Source organism: Micromonospora sp. WMMD734 (assembly GCF_049178975.1).
GTDB lineage: Bacteria > Actinomycetota > Actinomycetes > Mycobacteriales > Micromonosporaceae > Micromonospora > Micromonospora wenchangensis.
Genome location: NZ_JBMHMK010000001.1, coordinates 1,907,246 through 1,923,368 on the forward strand (window position 1 = coordinate 1,907,246; position 16,123 = coordinate 1,923,368).

At 72.5% G+C, this 16,123-nt stretch carries 14 protein-coding genes and 2 pseudogenes; 10 read left to right on the plus strand and 6 right to left on the minus strand.

Annotated elements, in window-relative coordinates; translation table 11 throughout:
• Positions 1-221 precede the first annotated feature (221 nt).
• Entirely contained in the window at positions 222-1,646 is a 1,425-nt protein-coding gene (locus tag ACN267_RS07930; RefSeq protein ID WP_421490530.1) for a Tat pathway signal protein, read from the plus strand.
• Positions 1,647-2,088: 442 nt separating this feature from the next.
• Here the strand turns inward: ACN267_RS07930 and ACN267_RS07935 are convergent, their stop codons facing one another.
• Entirely contained in the window at positions 2,089-3,258 is a 1,170-nt protein-coding gene (locus ACN267_RS07935; protein ID WP_421488299.1) for a helix-turn-helix domain-containing protein, read from the minus strand.
• A 477-nt stretch (positions 3,259-3,735) separates the two neighbouring features.
• Here ACN267_RS07935 and ACN267_RS07940 point away from each other — a divergent pair.
• Positions 3,736-4,131: pseudogene (locus ACN267_RS07940) on the plus strand (HD domain-containing protein); the annotation flags it as partial.
• Positions 4,132-4,179: 48 nt separating this feature from the next.
• Here ACN267_RS07940 and ACN267_RS07945 read toward each other — a convergent pair.
• Positions 4,180-4,626 carry an ArsI/CadI family heavy metal resistance metalloenzyme gene (locus ACN267_RS07945; protein ID WP_421488300.1) on the minus strand — a complete coding sequence of 149 codons (447 nt, stop codon included), beginning with the start codon at positions 4,624-4,626 and terminating at the stop codon, positions 4,180-4,182.
• A 76-nt stretch (positions 4,627-4,702) separates the two neighbouring features.
• Between ACN267_RS07945 and ACN267_RS07950 the strand changes: the two genes are divergently transcribed.
• The 5 genes and pseudogenes from ACN267_RS07950 to ACN267_RS07970 all read left to right on the plus strand — a co-directional run bounded on the left by ACN267_RS07950 (position 4,703) and on the right by ACN267_RS07970 (position 8,394).
• A complete protein-coding gene (locus ACN267_RS07950; protein ID WP_421488301.1) occupies positions 4,703-5,083 on the plus strand; it encodes an ArsR/SmtB family transcription factor in 381 nt (126 codons plus the stop codon).
• Positions 5,080-5,814: pseudogene (locus tag ACN267_RS07955) on the plus strand (aquaporin); the annotation flags it as partial. The gene ACN267_RS07950 and the pseudogene ACN267_RS07955, both read left to right, overlap by 4 nt.
• A gap of 53 nt (positions 5,815-5,867) precedes the next feature.
• Positions 5,868-6,347, plus strand: a complete 480-nt coding sequence (locus tag ACN267_RS07960) for a GNAT family N-acetyltransferase (protein ID WP_204960694.1) — start codon at positions 5,868-5,870, stop codon at positions 6,345-6,347.
• 28 nt (positions 6,348-6,375) lie between these two features.
• Positions 6,376-6,789 (plus strand): arsenate reductase ArsC, encoded by a 414-nt coding sequence (locus ACN267_RS07965; RefSeq protein WP_421488302.1) that lies wholly within the window; start codon positions 6,376-6,378, stop codon positions 6,787-6,789.
• Between the two features lie 102 nt (positions 6,790-6,891).
• Positions 6,892-8,394 carry a carboxylesterase/lipase family protein gene (locus tag ACN267_RS07970; protein ID WP_421488303.1) on the plus strand — a complete coding sequence of 501 codons (1,503 nt, stop codon included), beginning with the start codon at positions 6,892-6,894 and terminating at the stop codon, positions 8,392-8,394.
• 32 nt (positions 8,395-8,426) lie between these two features.
• Here the strand turns inward: ACN267_RS07970 and ACN267_RS07975 are convergent, their stop codons facing one another.
• A complete protein-coding gene (locus ACN267_RS07975) occupies positions 8,427-9,413 on the minus strand; it encodes a helix-turn-helix transcriptional regulator (protein ID WP_421488304.1) in 987 nt (328 codons plus the stop codon).
• 111 nt (positions 9,414-9,524) lie between these two features.
• Here ACN267_RS07975 and ACN267_RS07980 point away from each other — a divergent pair, with 111 nt between their 5' ends.
• Positions 9,525-9,986 (plus strand): VOC family protein, encoded by a 462-nt coding sequence (locus ACN267_RS07980; protein ID WP_281897287.1) that lies wholly within the window; start codon positions 9,525-9,527, stop codon positions 9,984-9,986.
• 45 nt (positions 9,987-10,031) lie between these two features.
• Here ACN267_RS07980 and ACN267_RS07985 read toward each other — a convergent pair whose 3' ends face one another.
• From ACN267_RS07985 to ACN267_RS07995, 3 genes are read right to left on the minus strand one after another with little or no spacing between them, the layout of a single operon-like run.
• Positions 10,032-12,311, minus strand: a complete 2,280-nt coding sequence (locus tag ACN267_RS07985) for an FtsX-like permease family protein (protein WP_421488305.1) — start codon at positions 12,309-12,311, stop codon at positions 10,032-10,034.
• Positions 12,308-12,988, minus strand: coding sequence for an ABC transporter ATP-binding protein (locus ACN267_RS07990; RefSeq protein ID WP_204960700.1), 681 nt, complete (start codon positions 12,986-12,988; stop codon positions 12,308-12,310). The genes ACN267_RS07985 and ACN267_RS07990 overlap by 4 nt, the downstream gene beginning before the upstream one ends.
• Positions 12,985-13,509, minus strand: coding sequence for a PadR family transcriptional regulator (locus tag ACN267_RS07995; protein WP_088646373.1), 525 nt, complete (start codon positions 13,507-13,509; stop codon positions 12,985-12,987). Before ACN267_RS07995 ends, ACN267_RS07990 begins: the two co-directional genes overlap by 4 nt.
• A 276-nt stretch (positions 13,510-13,785) precedes the next feature.
• Here ACN267_RS07995 and ACN267_RS08000 point away from each other — a divergent pair, with 276 nt between their 5' ends.
• Both ACN267_RS08000 and ACN267_RS08005 read left to right on the plus strand, forming a co-directional pair.
• Positions 13,786-15,522 (plus strand): M28 family peptidase, encoded by a 1,737-nt coding sequence (locus tag ACN267_RS08000; RefSeq protein WP_421488306.1) that lies wholly within the window; start codon positions 13,786-13,788, stop codon positions 15,520-15,522.
• A 176-nt stretch (positions 15,523-15,698) separates the two neighbouring features.
• Positions 15,699-16,112, plus strand: coding sequence for a type II toxin-antitoxin system Phd/YefM family antitoxin (locus ACN267_RS08005; RefSeq protein ID WP_204960702.1), 414 nt, complete (start codon positions 15,699-15,701; stop codon positions 16,110-16,112).
• The last annotated feature ends 11 nt before the right edge of the window (positions 16,113-16,123 follow it).

Sequence of the window (16,123 nt, forward strand, 5' to 3'; positions counted from 1 at the left end):
CACCGGGACTTGACCCGGAACGCGAGCAACCCGAGCAGGAAGCCCGGCACCAACCCCCCGAAAAGGACCGACAGGGCCTGGGACATCATCTGCGCTCTCACTTTCTGCCGCGCCGGTCGGGAGGTGGGGTGACCATTGCGCCTGTCACTCTCTGTCCCCTAGGGTCTACTCGCAGTTAACGGTGATGCCGGGGTGCTCGGAAGCCGCGCCGGGCAGCGTTGGTGTTGAACGCGTGGAACGCAGTGCAACGGGGAAGGCCACCGATGGCATTACGGCGACGAAACGAAAGACTGCTGGCGCTCGTTCGCGAGTGCCGGTGGTCGTACGACGCCTGTGCGGCAGCGGTACGTGCCGTCGCGCTGGAGAACGGTGGCGCGCTCCCGTCCTGTGACCGTTCCCACGTGGGGCACTGGATCGCCGGAGTGAAGCCCACCGAGATGACCTCCCGCTACCTGGCCGAAGCGTTCTCCCGTCGGTTGGGCCGGATCGTCGGTCCGGCCGATCTCGGGCTTGTCGTCGGCGATAGCCTGGAACCTGATCTGACCGGCCTGGATTGGTGGAGGCGCGACCCGGCCACTGATCTCCTGACGCTCGGGAGAGCCGACGTGGAACGACGGGCGTTCGGATTCACCGCCCTGTACTCACTGGCTGCGCTTGCCGTCCCGCTGGACTCCTGGGAGGACATCGCGGAGCGGGGTCGACGGGCGCGGGGCGGGGGCGCGGCGGTGGGCCGCCGCGAGATCGACGCCGTGCGCGACATGCTCGCGGTGTTCAGCAGGGCCGACGAGCGGTTCGGCGGCGGGCATGCGCGGCTCGCCGTGGTCCAGTACCTCACCTCCGACGTGGCCGGCTACCTCCAGGGCACCTTCGCGTCCGACCAGGATCGTCGGGCCATGTTCAGTGCCGCCGCCGAGTTGACCTATCTTGCGGGCTGGAAGGCGTTCGATTCGTCCCTGCACGGGGTGGCCCAGCGGTACTACCTCCAGTCGCTGCGGCTGGCCAACGAGGCGGACGATCGGGCGTTGGCCGGTTTCACGCTTCGGGCGATGGCGCATCAGGCTGTCGACCTGGGACACGGTGCGGAGGCGTTGCAACTCGCCACCTCGGCCCTCGCCTGGTCGAGGGGAAGGGCGACCCCGGCGGCGACCGCGCTCTTCACCGTTCTCACCGCCCGGGGGCACGCCGCGACGGGCGACCGGGCCAAGACGTCGGCGGCGCTTCGGGCCGCCGAGGTCCACCTCGCGAAGGCGGCCCCGGGCGACGAGCCGACCTGGATTCAGACCAGCGGTTTCACCACGACCTCGCTGGCGAGTCAGGCAGGCCAGGCGCTTCGCGACCTGGGTGACCTTCCCGCTGCGGAAACCGAGCTGCGCCGCTCGGTCGCCACCCGCGATACCGACGCGTACCGGCGGATCCACACCCTGACGTTGGCCAACCTCGCCGACGTCCAATGTGTCCGCGGACGGCTCCGTGAGGCGACCGAGAGTTGGAACGACGCTCTTGATTCGATGGTCGGCGTCCGGTCCGGCCGGGCCACCGTGGCCGTGAAGAACATACGTACCCGGCTCAGCAGCTTCGGCCCACGCCTGCCTGCGTTCGCGAAGCAACTCGACCAGCGGGCCGCAGCTCTCCTCGTCGCCCCTTGATGCCGCCCCGCTCGGCCATCCGCTCGCGCGGGCCTGCCGGCTGGTCGCCCACTCCACCTGCCAGCACGGGTGCGGGGACAACCGCGCCCATCGCACCCGGCACCCGACGCACGAGCCGTCGAGCCCGTGAGGGTGAACCGGGAGGACCATCTGCTCCGCACTGCTGGTCACCGCTCACCGTCCCCGGGCCGGTGGCCGTGCTCGATCGGAAGCCGGTGCCGGGCATGGCAGGGCAGGTCGGCTCCACACCGGCAGATGCGCCGCCATCGCCGAAGTCCGATACTCATCGTCATGTTGCCGACCCTCCGTCGTCAGGACGCGGAGGACATCTGTTGATGTGCCTCGTCCCGCGTCCGGCTTCAGTGAGGTTCAGCGTTATGCCCAGCTTGCCGCCGATCCAGAAGGTGAGCGTCCGCTAACCGGGTGTTCTGTCCGCTGGCGGCTACCGCCTGGGTGCGTATTCCAGGCACGCGTCACGCAATGTTGCCGCCTCTGGTGCTCCCGACTGCTCTACCTTGACCAACAACTCCGCAGCCCGCCACCAGTTCGACGGCACCACCCGTCCCGACGTCACCGCCTGCGCGCCCAGCGCAGCCGCCTCGTCCGGCTGGCCGGCGGCGACCAGGGCGAGACCGAGGTCGAGGCGGGCCGACGCCGACCGGCGGGGCCGTGCTCCACCGTCGCCGTGCGGGTCCAACTCGGTCAGCACCGCCCGCGCCACCTGCTCGGCACCGGGGTCACCCGCCCACGCCAACGTCGTGGCCGTGTAGGCGGCGGCCTTGGCGGGGTCGTAGCGATAGTGGTGCTCGGCCCGCTCAGGAACGGGCAGATTCGCCGTCAGCCGCTCCACCCGGTCCAACGCGCGCCGGGTCGCACCGATGTCTCCGATCCTCGCCCACGCACGAGCCTCCTGGGCAGTCGCCTGAATGCGGGCGGAGCTCCCCTTCGGGGCGATCCGCTGCGCTTGTCGGGAGAGATCGAGTGCCACCCGGTAGTCACCATGGGTCAACACGTCCCAGGCTCGGGTTTCGAAACACCAAGCCTGGATCTCGCCATGCCCAGCATGCTCGGCAAGATCACGAGCAGCTCGTAGGTGCGCGACCGCAGCAGTCCGCTGCCGCAGGTCGATGTGAACCGTCGCCCGCAGTACCGCCAACCAGGCACCGGCAACCAACAACCGCCGCTGCTGCGCGAGCGTCACCCGTCCGTCCAGCAGCCGCCCCACGTAAGAAAGATGCCGCCGCACCAACGGCAAGAGATCGGCCGGAGCCATCGTCGGATAGAAACTGGCCAAATCGTCAACGCCCTGCTCGATCCGATCGAGCATGTCCCCGGTGACATCGCTGGCAGCAACCCTCGCTCGCAGCTCACCGGCCTCGGCCGCATGGTCGACTGGCGCATCCGCCAACCGAGCAAGCACACCCCCCGCGTCAAGAACACGGTCCAGGTGTTGTGCCGTGTCGACTGTCGGAGCCTTGAGCGCCGCCTCCAACTCGTGCAGATGACTCTTGCTCCGATGAGCAAGCTGTCCCAGGAGACGAAGTGACAACCCTCGCCGCTGCCGAAACTCACGGAGAGCTGCGCCGAAGCGCGGATCGACGGACGAGGCCATAGCGCCACTCCAAGATCACGAGTCCCAGGCAGCCGCAACCGGCTGCCATCTCGTCAGACGGTACCCCGACACATCGCGCGCCGAGCGCCCCTACCTGCAATTTCCGGATGTTCCATGGGGGCTGTTCGTTCCGTCGAGCGCACCAAACCTGATCGGTGTTGATCGCTGCACCGGGCATGCTGGGAGTACGGCTGGCTGAGCGCCTACGCTGACGCTCATGGAAGGCATCGGGGCTGGGGCCATGGTGCTCTGTGGTGCGTTGAGTTGTCTATTTGTCTGCCTCATGCTCTGCGCCTCCGCTGCTGCATGGGCCACTTGGCCAGAACGTAGGCGCTGACCCTGCAGATCGGCCTCTGCGGATCACGTCCCGAACGAATGATCTGGATCGATCGAGAGAATCCCCGCAAGCAGCCGAAGAGCAACCTCTGTCGTCGACAGCCTGCGAGTAGACGGAGTCACCGGCACAGGTACGGGTAGATGAACGACGACCACCACGCCGCCGGAGTCATGCGCTTCATCTTCGAAGGCCGGGGTACTCAAGCGCGCCGCCCGCACCGGGTGGTGGTTCGCCGGCGTCAAAGAACCCGAATCCATCGCCGACCACTCGTTCCGGACCGCGCTGATCGGGATGATGCTCGCCGCCAGGGAAGGTGCCGACCCGGCCCGGGTGTCGATGCTGTGCGTCCTGCATGACACCCAGGAAACCCGGATCACCGATATCCCGCCATCGCCAGGCGCTACCTCACCGCCGCACCCAACACCACGGTCACCGCCTGCCCGCCGGCCGTCGTCGACCTGGTCGCCGCCGCCGTCGCCGAGTACGAAGCGGGCCAGACACCGGAGGCCGTCGTCGCCCGCGACGCCGACGAGCTGGTCAACCCCTCGGCTGGCTCACCCCGCCCCCGGTGTAGCGCCCAGGCGTCAGCTGCCGGACGTGGTTTCGCAGCACACGCGTTCGTCGGCGGCTGCGGGCGGGGTCGGCGCGGAGGTGCCGTACTGGTCGGAGTCGCCCTTGACCACGTACACCTCCCAGCGCTCGTCGCCGGGTCCACGAACCCAGACCTTGTCCTGCACGGCGTAGCAGCAGGAGGTGTCGTTCTCGGTCAGGGTGATCAGCCCGGCCTCGGTGAGCCGGTCGGTGGCGGCGGTGACCTGCGCGCCGTCGAACACCTCGACCCCCAGGTGGTCGAGCGCGGTGGCCTGGTCCGGGTCGCCTTCGAGCAGGACCAGCTTGAGTGGGGGCTGCTCGATGGCGAAGTTGGCGTAGCCGGGTCGCCGCTTGGCCGGCTCGGTGCCGAACAGCTTCGAGTAGAACGCGATCGACCCTTCCAGGTCGGCGACGCGCAGGGCGAGCTGGACGCGGGACATCCCACACCTCCTGTTGTTTAGATAACTGTCTAGGCAGAGAATTGCACTCTGGTTCGATGCTTGTCAAACTAGACGGGTGTCGAGACAAGAGCTGCCAGTCCTCGCCGACCCGTCGGCCTGCTGCGCGCCGATGGTCACCGAGGCCCTGACGGAGGACGCCGCCGCCGGTCTGGCGCGCGGCTTCAAGGCCCTCGGCGACCCGGTACGGCTGCGGCTGCTGTCCCTGATCGCCGCACGGGCCGGCGGCGAGGTGTGCGTGTGCGAGCTGACCGACGCGTTCACCCTGACCGGCCCGACGATCTCCCACCACCTGAAGGTGCTGCGCGAGGCCGGGTTGATCGACTGCCAGCGCCGGGGCACCTGGGTCTACTACTGGATCGTCCCGGCCCGCCTCGCCGTCCTGTCCCAGCTCCTGGACGTCTCGGCCGCCGCCGCTCCGACCGGGCCGACCCGGTGACGCCCGACCCGCCGCACGCCGTGCTGCGTCGGGCGTCGGCGGAACTGGTCGGCACCGGCCTGCTCGTCACCGCCGTGGTCGGCTCCGGGATCGCCGCCACCCGCCTGTCACCGGGCGACGTGGGGCTGCAACTGCTGGAGAACAGCATCGCCACCGCATTCGCCCTCGGCGCGTTGATCCTCATCTTCGGCCCGGTGTCCGGCGCCCACCTCAACCCCGTCGTGTCGCTCGCCGACTGGTGGCAGGCCCGCCGTACGGGAGCCGGTCTGTCGACCCGTGACCTCGGCGCGTACGTCGTGGCGCAGGCGCTCGGTGCGGTCGGCGGCACGGTCCTCGCGCACCTGATGTTCGGGTTGCCCGCCGTCACGGTCTCCACCCACCGGCGGGACGGGGGCGGACTGTGGTTGGCCGAGGTCGTCGCGACCGCCGGGCTCCTGCTGCTGATCGCCGCCCTCACCCGTTCCCGCCGGACCGCGGTCGCCCCGGCGGCGGTCGGGGCGTGGATCGGCGGCGCGTACTGGTTCACCGCCTCCACCTCGTTCGCCAACCCGGCCGTCACGATCGGCCGCATGTTCACCGACACGTTCGCCGGCATCGCCCCCACCTCGGCGGCTGGGTTCGTCGCCGCGCAACTCGCCGCCGTCGGGGTCGCGCTCGCCGCGATCACCTGGTGGTATCCGACCGTCCGACAGCGGGACGGGGCGGCGGTCGAGCTGGCACCGGCGCAGCCGGAACGGGCCGCCTCATGACCGGCGTCCGGTCGCCCCGACCCGATCTCGTGCCGATGACCGACGAGCACGCCCCGGCGGTGCTCGACATCTACCGGCACGGGATCGCCACCGGCGACGCCACCTTCGAGACCGAACCACCCACCTGGGCCCGGTTCACCGCCACCCGCCTGCCCGGACACCGCTGGGTCGCCGTCGACCACACGGCTGCCGGCCGCGTGCTCGGCTGGGTCGCGTGCACCCCGGTGTCCGACCGGTGCGTGTACGCCGGGGTCGTGGAGCACTCCGTCTACGTCCACCCCGACGCCCGGGGCCGAGGCGTCGGCCGGCTCCTGCTGCACCGGCTGATCGACTCCACCGAGCAGGCGGGCATCTGGACCATCCAGTCCGGGGTCTTTCCCGAGAACACCGCCAGCCTCGCCCTGCACCATTCCTGCGGCTTCCGCACCATCGGCGTCCGCGAACGCCTCGGCCGCCACCACGACCGGTGGCGCGACGTCGTCCTCATCGAACGCCGCAGTCCCACCGTCACCTGACCGCCGCCGCACCGGAAGAGGTCCACCCATGAGCACCCCCGCCCGGCACACCACGCCGTCGGTGCTGTTCGTCTGCGTCCACAACGCCGGCCGTTCCCAGATGGCCGCCGGGTGGCTGCGCCACCTCGCCGGGGACGCCGTCGAGGTCCGCTCCGCCGGCTCCGCACCCGCCGAACACGTCAACCCCGTCGCGGTCGAAGCCATGCGCGAGGTCGGCATCGACATCGCGGGTGAACAGCCGAAGATCCTCGACTGGGACACCGCCGAGGCCAGCGACGTGATCGTCACCATGGGCTGCGGCGACACCTGCCCCGTCTTCCCCGGCACACGCTATGAGGACTGGAAACTCACCGACCCCGCCGGCCAGCCGCTGTCCGTCGTCCGCGAGGTCCGCGACGAGATCCGCCAGCACGTCGCCCGGCTCCTCGACGACCTGACCTGAGTGTTCAACCTGATCGATCTCGTTCACCGGCCCTAAATGGTTTGCCGGTGGTCGGCCGGCGTTGGGATGCTGCGGCCGACCGGGAGCGGGGGAGGGGCCAGCATGCCGTCGGAGTCCGAGCCGGAAGTCCGTACCGTGTCAGGTGTCCTGCGCGGCTGCCGGGAGGCGGGCCGGGCGGTGTTCCGGGGCATCCCGTTCGCCGAACCGCCCGTCGGTGCCCTCCGGTTCGCCGCGCCGCATCCGGTACGCGGCTGGGACGGCGTACGTCAGGCGTTCGCCTTCGGTCCGCCGCCCCCGCAGCCCGGCGCGTTCGGGACCGCCCCGCAGGCCGCCGGCGACGACTGGCTGACGCTCAACGTCTGGACGCCGGAGCCGGACCCGGCGGCCGGGTTGCCGGTCCTGGTGTGGATTCCCGGCGGCGGCTACCTCGTCGGCTGTTCCGGCCTCCCGGAGTACGACGGCGGGCACCTCGCCGCCGGCGGCACCGTCGTGGTGACGCTCAACTACCGCCTCGGCTTCGAGGGTTTCGGGCAGCTCGACGGCGCGCCGGCCAACCGGGGGCTGCTCGACCAGGTCGCGGCCCTGGAGTGGGTGCGGGACAACATCCGCGCCTTCGGCGGCGACCCGGACCGGGTGACGGTCGTCGGGCAGTCGGCCGGCGGCGGCTCGGTCGCCGCGCTGCTGGCGATGCCGCGCGCCGCCGGGCTGTTCCGGCGGGCGGTCGCGCAGAGCGTCCCGGGGACGTTCTTCTCACCCGAGCTGGCCGCCGACGTCACCGCCGCCTGCGCCGCCGAGCTGGGGGTACGACCGACCCTGGCCGACCTGTCGGCGGTGCCGCCGGATCGGCTGCCGGCCGTGGGCCAGGCGATCTCGGCCAAGATTCTCCAGTGGCGGGAGCGGTGGGGTCAGATCACCCACCGGCCGATCCCGTTCGCGCCGGTCGTCGACGGTGACGTGCTGCCGGCGACCCCGTGGCGGGCGCTGGCCGACGGTGCCGCGCGGGACGTCGACCTGCTCGTCGGGCACACCCGCGACGAGCACCGGCTGTTCAGCCTGCTCGACGGCGTGCTCGGCCAGGTCACGCCGGAGCAGACCGGGACGGCGCTGCGGATGCTGGCCCCCGGCCCGGACGGTGCCCGCCGCTACCGGGAGGCGTTCCCGGCCGCCACCGACGAGCAGCTCTACGAGTTGGTCAACGCCGACTGGCTGTTCCGGATGCCGAGCCTGCACCTGGCCGAGGCGCAACTCGCCGGGGGCGGCCGGGCGTACCTCTACGAGCTGACCTGGCCGGCCCCGGGCCTGGGCGGTGACCTCGGTGCCTGTCACGGTCTCGACGTGCCGCTGGTCTTCGGCAACCTGACCAGCGGGCAGCCCGCCATGCTGATCGGTGATCCGCCTCCGCCGGCGGCGCACGAGCTGTCCGGGCAGCTCCGCGGGGCGTGGACGACGTTCGCCGCGACCGGCGACCCCGGCTGGCCGGCGTACGACGCCGGTCGCCGTACCCGGATCTTCGACGGGCGGTCGACGGTGGCCGCGTATCCGGAGGACGCCTCCCGGCTGCTGTGGCGGGACCACACCTTCGGTGCGCTCCCGCTGCTCGCCTGACCGCGCCGGGGCGGCGGCGGAACCCGGCCGCGTCACCGCCCGGCACCACCACCGGTGGCGGTGCGGGTGAACCGGTCGGCGAGCAGCGCGAACGCCTCGGTGAGGGCCGGCGGGCCGACGACGGTGATGCCGGTGTCGTACCGGGCGACGGCGGCGGCCAGGCTCACCCAGGACCACGACCCGAGGGTGAGCCGGCACCGGTCGGGGGCGATCTCCTCGACGAGGCCGTCGCGGGTGTGCCGGGCCACGGTCGCCGCAGGCAGGTCGAGGAGCACCGTGCCCCGGCACGGCCAGTCCGCCGACCCGCCGGCCGACCCCCGGAAGACCCCGGTGAGGTACGTGGCGACGTCCCCGCCGGGCAGGGGTCTCGGGGTGAAGCGGGGCCCGTGCGGCGGGCGCAGGGTGATCCGGTCGACGCGGAAGGTCCGCCAGTCGGCCCGCTCGAGGTCCCAGGCGACGAGGTACCATCGGCCGTCCCAGGTGACGACGTGGTGCGGTTCGGCGTGCCGGGCCGGGCCGGCGGTCCGGTCGGTGCCGTAGTCGAAGCGCAGGATCTCGCGGGCGTGCACGGCGGTGCCGAGCGCCAGCAGCACCTCGCCGTCGACCGGTTCGGCCGCCGTGGTGGCGGGTCGCGCGACGGCGGTCACGCTGAGCGTCCCGACCCGCTGCCGCAGCCGGGCAGGCAGCACCTGTCGTACGGTGTGCAGCGCCCGCGCGGCGGCGTCCGCGAGTGCCCCGTCGGCACCGGTCGCCGCGACCTGGAGCGCGACGGTCAGGGCGACGGCCTGTTCGTCGTCGAACAGCAGCGGGGGCAGCTCGGTGCCGGCGGCGAGCCGGTAACCACCGTCGGGGCCCTTGACGGCGGCGACGGGGTAGCCGAGTTCCCGCAGCCGGTCGACGTCGCGGCGCACCGTACGCAGGCTGATGCCCAGCCGTTCGGCCAGCACCCCGCCGGGCCAGTCCCGCCGGCTCTGCAACAGCGACAGCAGGGCGAGCAGGCGGGCGGACGTGGTCGGCATGAGGGGAGATTCTGCCAGCAGTAGGTGCCACAACCTGTCACCTACTGCTGCGAATCTTCTTCCTGACCAGCCCATTTCCGGGCGTCGAGCACCATCAGCAAGGAGTCGACCATGGCCATCTCCGCCACCACGCACCTCAACTTCCGGGGTGACGCCCGCGCGGCGCTGGAGTTCTACCGGTCCGTGTTCGGTGGCCGCAGCACCGTCGTCAGCTACGGCGACCTGGGCATGCCGAAGGACCTGCCGGACGCCGACCGGGTCGTCTTCGGCCAGGTCACCGCCGACAACGGCTTCGCCGTCATGGCCTACGACGTGCCCGCCGGGGCACCCGCCGCAGCCGCGCCGACCGCCACCACCCGTGAGAACGGGACGACGCTGACCGGCGAGCGGTTCTTCGTCTCCGTCCGGGGCGACAGCGCCGAGGAGGTCGGCGTGCTCTGGCACCGGCTCGCCGAGGACGCCCAGGTGATCGAGGAGTACGGCCCGTCGCCGTGGGCCCCGGGGTTCGGCATGCTCACCGACCGGTTCGGCGTGACGTGGGTCCTCGACGTCGCCACCCCGTACGCTGGCTGACCGCCCGGTCCGGGTCGGCACCCGCCGCCGACCCGGACCGGCGGGTCATTCGGTGCGCAGCCCGTCGGCGCGGGTGAGCTGCCACAGCAGGGGCAGGCTCAGCCCGGTGATCACCAGGACGGTCAGCGCGCCGAGCCCGACGGAGAAGCCGACCACCGGCCAGGCGACCGTGACCGGGGCCTGCACCATCCGCAGCAGGGCCGCGCCCAGGCCGAGCCCGAAGCCGGCGGCCAGCACCAGCCCGACCCCGACCGGCAGGGCGGTCTGCCACAGCACCGACCAGCCGAGGGTGCTGCGTCGGGTGCCCACCGCCACCAGCATCGCCAGCAGGCGGCGGCGCTCCCGCAGCTGCTCCAGCGTGCCGACCAGCATGCTGGTGGCGATCAGCAGCAGCGTGACGACCATGCCGATGGCCAGGCCACGCTGGATGTCGGCGAACCGGGGCGACACGATCGTCGAGGACAGCACGGACACGGGGGTGGTCAGGTCGATCGCGGCGGCGGCGTTACGCACGTGTTCGACCGCGTCGGGGGCGGCCGGGTCGAGCTGGAGGTAGACGGTCGAGCGCAACGGACCGAGGGTCCGCGAGCCGACTGCGCCGGGGGTGACCAGCACCGCGTTCTGCATCCAGCCGGCCGGGTCGGGCCGGGCCTGTGCGGGCCGCGCCGTCGCCGGCACCCGCCACCGTGACCCGTCCTCGACGGTCAGCGTCGTGCCGGCGGGGACGACCGCCGGGTCGCGCGGATCGGACACCAGGAACGTGTCCCCGTCCACGCACCTGTCGAGATGGGCGAACTCGGCCAGTGCGGCGCAGTCGCCGATCCGGACGTCCACCGGCAGGCCGTCCGGCGAGCCGGCGTTGGCCCCGACGCTGAGGGTGCCGGTGGCGGCGGTCACCCCAGCCGCCCCGCCGAGCTGGCGCAGCACCCGGGCCAGGTCCGGCTGGTCGCGGAACTGCACCTGCACCTGCGCCCGGGAGGTGTCCTGCCCGCTGGCGGTGGTGAAGTCCCCGGCGATCCCGGCGAAGAGCATCTGCAGGCCGATGGTGCCGGCGACGGCGACCGCGATGCCGTTGACTAGCCGGGCGGAGGTGGCGCTGTCCAGCTGCACCCGACGGACCGCGAGCTGCCAGGACACCGGGCCGCCGCGCAGCCGCCGGACCAGCAGGTCGGTCAGCCAGGGCAGCAGGGTGACCGTGCCGATCAGCAGCAGCACCGCCCCGGCCGGCACCACCCACCTGGTGATCCCGCCGTCGCCGTCGCGCAGACCGGCCACGGGCAGCAGCAGGGCCAGGCCGGCGGCGGGCAGCACCAGCCGCCACCAGAGCCGACGACGCGCCGGGGTGCCGCGCCGGGCCACTCCGAGTGGCTCGACCACGACCGCGCGCAGCGCCAGCATCGCCACCAGCACGGCCAGCGCCGGCACGGCCAGCACGACGGCCAGCAGCAACGCGGTGGGCGGCCGGATGTCGGCGGCGTACACGCTGATGTCGTAGAGGGTGACCAGCGGGACGAGCTGGCGGCCGGCGAGCAGGAGTCCGATGCCGACGGCGACCCCGAGCAGGGCGCCGGCGGCGGCCTCTCCGGCGGCGATCCGCCGGACCATGGTGGTGTCCGCGCCGACCAGGCGCAGCGCGGCGAGCCGCCGGTCGCGTCGTTCGCCGCCGTAGCGCACGGCGGAGCCGAGGAACACCGCGATGGGCAGCAGCAGCACCACGAAGATGACCGCCACCAGCAGCATCAGCACCGGGCCGAGCCCCTCGCCGGGCAGCCCGCCGCCGAAGCGGTCCAGCCGGGTCGCCCCGGACGTGTCGGTCAACCGGTCGTCGCCCTGGTAGTAGGCCAGTTCGTTGGGGCCGGCGAGGCCCTCGTCGGCGATCGTCCCGGTGACCCGCGCGCCGCCCAGCCGGGGGGCGAACAGCGGGCCGTCGGGGGAGTCGAGCAGCCGGCGCAGGGCGGGGGAGACGACCACCTCGCCGGGGGCGGGCAGGGCGGTCAACCCCGGCGGGACGGGCGCGGCCGGTCCCTCCGGCCGCAGCAGCCGCCCCCGCACCGGCCGGCCCCGGAACTCGGTGTCCAGCGCGTGGACCAGCAGGGTGCCGGGACCGGCCGCGACCTGTTCGCCGAACCGCAGGTCGTCGCGGGCGTCGCCGCGCGCCTGCCGGGCGTCGAGCGCCCCGGGCACGGCGGTGGCCAGCAGCAGCATGGCCACCCCGATCCCGACACCGACGGCGGTGAGCAGGGCCCGGATCCAACCCTCCCGGCCGCCCGTGACGGCCATCCGGGCACCCATCGCCAGGTCCGCGAGCGCGCCCCGACCGGTCACGCCGCCACCTCCAGATTCCGGGTACGCCCGTCGCGCACCACGACCTCCCGGTCGGAGTACGCGGCCACCCGTGCCTCGTGGGTGACGAGGACCACCGCCGCCCCGGTGTCCCGGGCGGCCTCGGTGAGCAGCCGCATGACCCGTTCGCCGTTGAGCGAGTCCAGGGCGCCGGTGGGCTCGTCGGCGAAGATCACCCGGGGGCGGGTGACCAGTGCACGGGCCACCGCGACGCGCTGCCCCTGACCGCCGGAGACCTCGCCGGGGCGCTTGCCGGCCACCTCGGTGACCTCCAGCCGTTCCAGCCACTGCCCGGCCCGCTGCTCGGCCTCGCGGCGGGGGACGCGGGCCAGCCGCAGCGGCAGCGCGACGTTCTCCAGGCAGGTCAGTTCGGGCACCAGCTGCCCGAACTGGAAGACGAAGCCGAACTGCTCCCGGCGCAGGGCGCTGCGCTGGGCGTCGCTCATCGTCACCAGGTCCCGGCCGTCGAAGACGACCCGGCCCCGGTCGGGGCGGACGATCCCGGCCAGGCAGTGCAGCAGGGTGGACTTGCCGGAGCCGGACGAGCCGAGCACCGCGACCACCTCGCCCTCGTCGATGCGCAGCCCGGCGTCGACCAGCGCGACGGTCTCGCCGAAGCTGCGGTGCAGACCCTCGGCGACCAGCAGCGGGGCGCTCATGCGCGCACCCGCGCGGCCAACTCGTCGAGCCGGGCGGTGGTCAGTTCCAGCCAGCGCAGATCGGCCTCCAGGTGGAACAGGGCGTGGTCGCAGATCAACTGCTCGGCGAGGTCGCCACCGCGCTTGCGTCGGGTCAGCTCCCGCATGAGCCGCAGGTGCTCGGCGCGCTGCACGTCGAGCAGTTCGGCCGCCTCGCGGCCGGTGAGCAGGGCGAGCACGACCTTGGTGTAGAGGACGCTCTGCAGGTAGGGCTCGGGTTGTTCCGGGCGGGCCAGCCACTGCGCCACGTCGGCGACGCCGGCCTCGGTGATGGCGTACCGCTTGCGGTCGGGGCCCTCGCCGGGCTCCACCGCCTCCACCTCGACCAGGCCGCCGCGCAGCAGCCGGGACAGGGTCGCGTAGACCTGGCCGTAGGCGACCGGGCGGGAGTGGCCGAAGTGTTCGTCGTAGCGCCGTTTGATGTCGTAGCCGTGCCGGGGGGTTGCCTCCAGCAGGCCGAGAAAGGTCTGGCCGATGGACATGCGGGCGACTATACACATCGCGTATACGCGCGTTGTCTACACCCAGCGCTGAGATCATCGTGGCCGGGTCCCGGGCCCCCTCCCGGCGTCGTCCGGGAATGTGACACCGTCCGACGGATTGACCCGCAGATTGATACATGTCAGTGTTTGCTTCCCCGGCGTCTCCGCCGCGACCCCACCCCCGGGTCGCGGGTTCCCGTGCACCCCCATGCCGACCCCGGCACACGGGACGGTGACGCCCGCGCGGACCCCCGCCGACCCCCGTGAGGAGCTCGCATGAAGCGCAGAACCCTGGCGATCGCCGCCGTCACCGCGGTGACGCTCGCCCTGGCCGCGCCACCGGCCTCGGCCACCCCGACCGCCCGCCCGGCCACCGCCGCGCCGGCCGTCGCCGCGCTCGCCGCACCGGACGTTTCGGTCAGCAACGTCCAGGCGCACCTGGCCCAGTTCCAGAGCATCGCCACCAGCAACGGCGGCAACCGGCGGGCCGGCTCGGCCGGCTACACCGCCTCGGTCGCCTACGTGAAGTCGAAGCTCCAGGCCGCCGGCTACACGGTCACCGAGCAGACCTGCACCACCTGCACCTACCGGGGCAACAACGTGATCGCCGAGTGGCCGCAGGGCCCCGCCGACGACGTGGTCATGTTCGGCGCGCACCTCGACGGCGTCGCCGCCGGGCCGGGCATCAACGACAACGGCTCCGGCTCGTCGGTGCTGCTGGAGAACGCCCTGGTGCTGGCCCAGCAGAACCCGACCATGACCAAGCGGGTCCGGTTCGCCTGGTGGAACGGCGAGGAGCAGGGCCTGCAGGGCTCCAAGTTCTACGTCAACTCGCTGACCACCGCCCAGAAGGGCTACATCAAGGGCTACTACAACTTCGACATGGTCGCCTCGACCAACGGCGGCTACTTCATCAACCGGGTCACCTCCAGCACCGCCGCGCCGCTCAAGGCGTACTGGGACTCGCTCGGGCTGTCGCCGGAGGAGAACACCGAGGGCCAGGGCCGCTCCGACGACTACTCGTTCCAGCAGGCCGGCATCCCCACCTCCGGTTACGCCATGGGGGCCAGCGCCCGCAAGACCAGCTCCCAGGCCAGCAAGTGGGGCGGCACCGCGAACGCCGCGTACGACCCGTGCTACCACTCCTCCTGCGACACCACCAGCAACATCAACGCCACCGGCCTCAACCGCAGCGCCGACGGCGTCGCGTACGCCATCTGGGACCTCGCGGTCGGCGGCGGCACCCCGACCAACGACTTCTCCGTCGCGGTCAGCCCGACCGCCGGCGGCGTGGTCCGGGGCGGCTCCACCACCGCCACGGTCAGCACCGCCACCACCAGCGGCAGCGCCCAGACCGTCGCGCTGTCGGCCTCCGGTGCGCCCAGCGGCGTGAGCGTCTCGTTCAGCCCGTCGTCGGTCACCTCCGGCGGCTCGTCCACCATGACCGTCAGCGCGTCGTCGAGCGCCGCCCTCGGCACCTTCACGCTGACCGTGACCGGCACCGGCTCGGCCACCCGGACGGCCAGCTACACCGTCACCGTCACCGGCACCGGCAGCTGCACCGGCGGCCAGGTCGTCGGCAACGGCGGCTTCGAGTCGGGCACCAGCCCGTGGACGGCCACCACCGGCGTCATCACCAACTCGTCCAGCCAGCCGGCCCGCACCGGCTCCTACAAGGCGTGGCTCAACGGCAACGGCAGCACCAGCACCGACACGCTGTCCCAGTCGGTGACCGTGCCGGCCGGCTGCTCCTCCTACACCCTCGCCTTCTACCTGCACATCGACACCACCGAGCGGACCACCACCGTCGCGTACGACAAACTGGTGGTCCAGGTCGGCAGCACCACGCTGGCGACGTACTCGAACCTCAACAAGGCCACCGGCTACACGCTGCGCTCGTTCGACGTCGGCGCGTACGCCGGGCAGACGGTGACCCTGAAGTTCACCGGCACCGAGGACGCCTCGTTGCAGACCAGCTTCGTCATCGACGACGTGACGTTGCAGGCGAGCTGACCGACCCGGGTGGGGTGGACGCCTGGTCCACCCCACCCGGACCGTCATGGCGCCCCACCGGGACGGTCATGGCGCCCCCACCCGGACCGTCATGGCGTCCCCACCCGGACCGTCATGGCGTCCCCACCCGGACCGTCATGGCGATAAATGTCATACCCCGGTCGGACCATGGGGACATGGCTGCCCCCGCGCTGTCCCACCACAGTGGTCAACCCCGATCCGTGCCGCTGCGCGAGCTGCGTACCCGGCTGACCCAGCTGATCGCGATGGCCGAGCTGACCGACACGGTCACCCTGGTCACCCGCGACGGCGACACCCGGCCGGTCGCCGCGATCGTGCCGGCCCCCGCCGCCCGCAGCGCCGCCCAGGCCCGCGCCGACGGTGACCGCCTCGCCACGGTGACCGCCGGCTGGGCCCGTCGGCTGGAGGAGTCGCACCGGCAGGGCGCCCTGCGGCACGCCGCCGAGCTGCGGGCCGTGACCGACGCCCTCGCCGAGGTCTGGGCCGAGCTGGACCGGCACGTTCCACCCGGCACCGACCCGGCCGTCGACCGTCTCCGCGCCGCCCACACCGACCTGCGCCGCGACTGACCTCTGGCGTG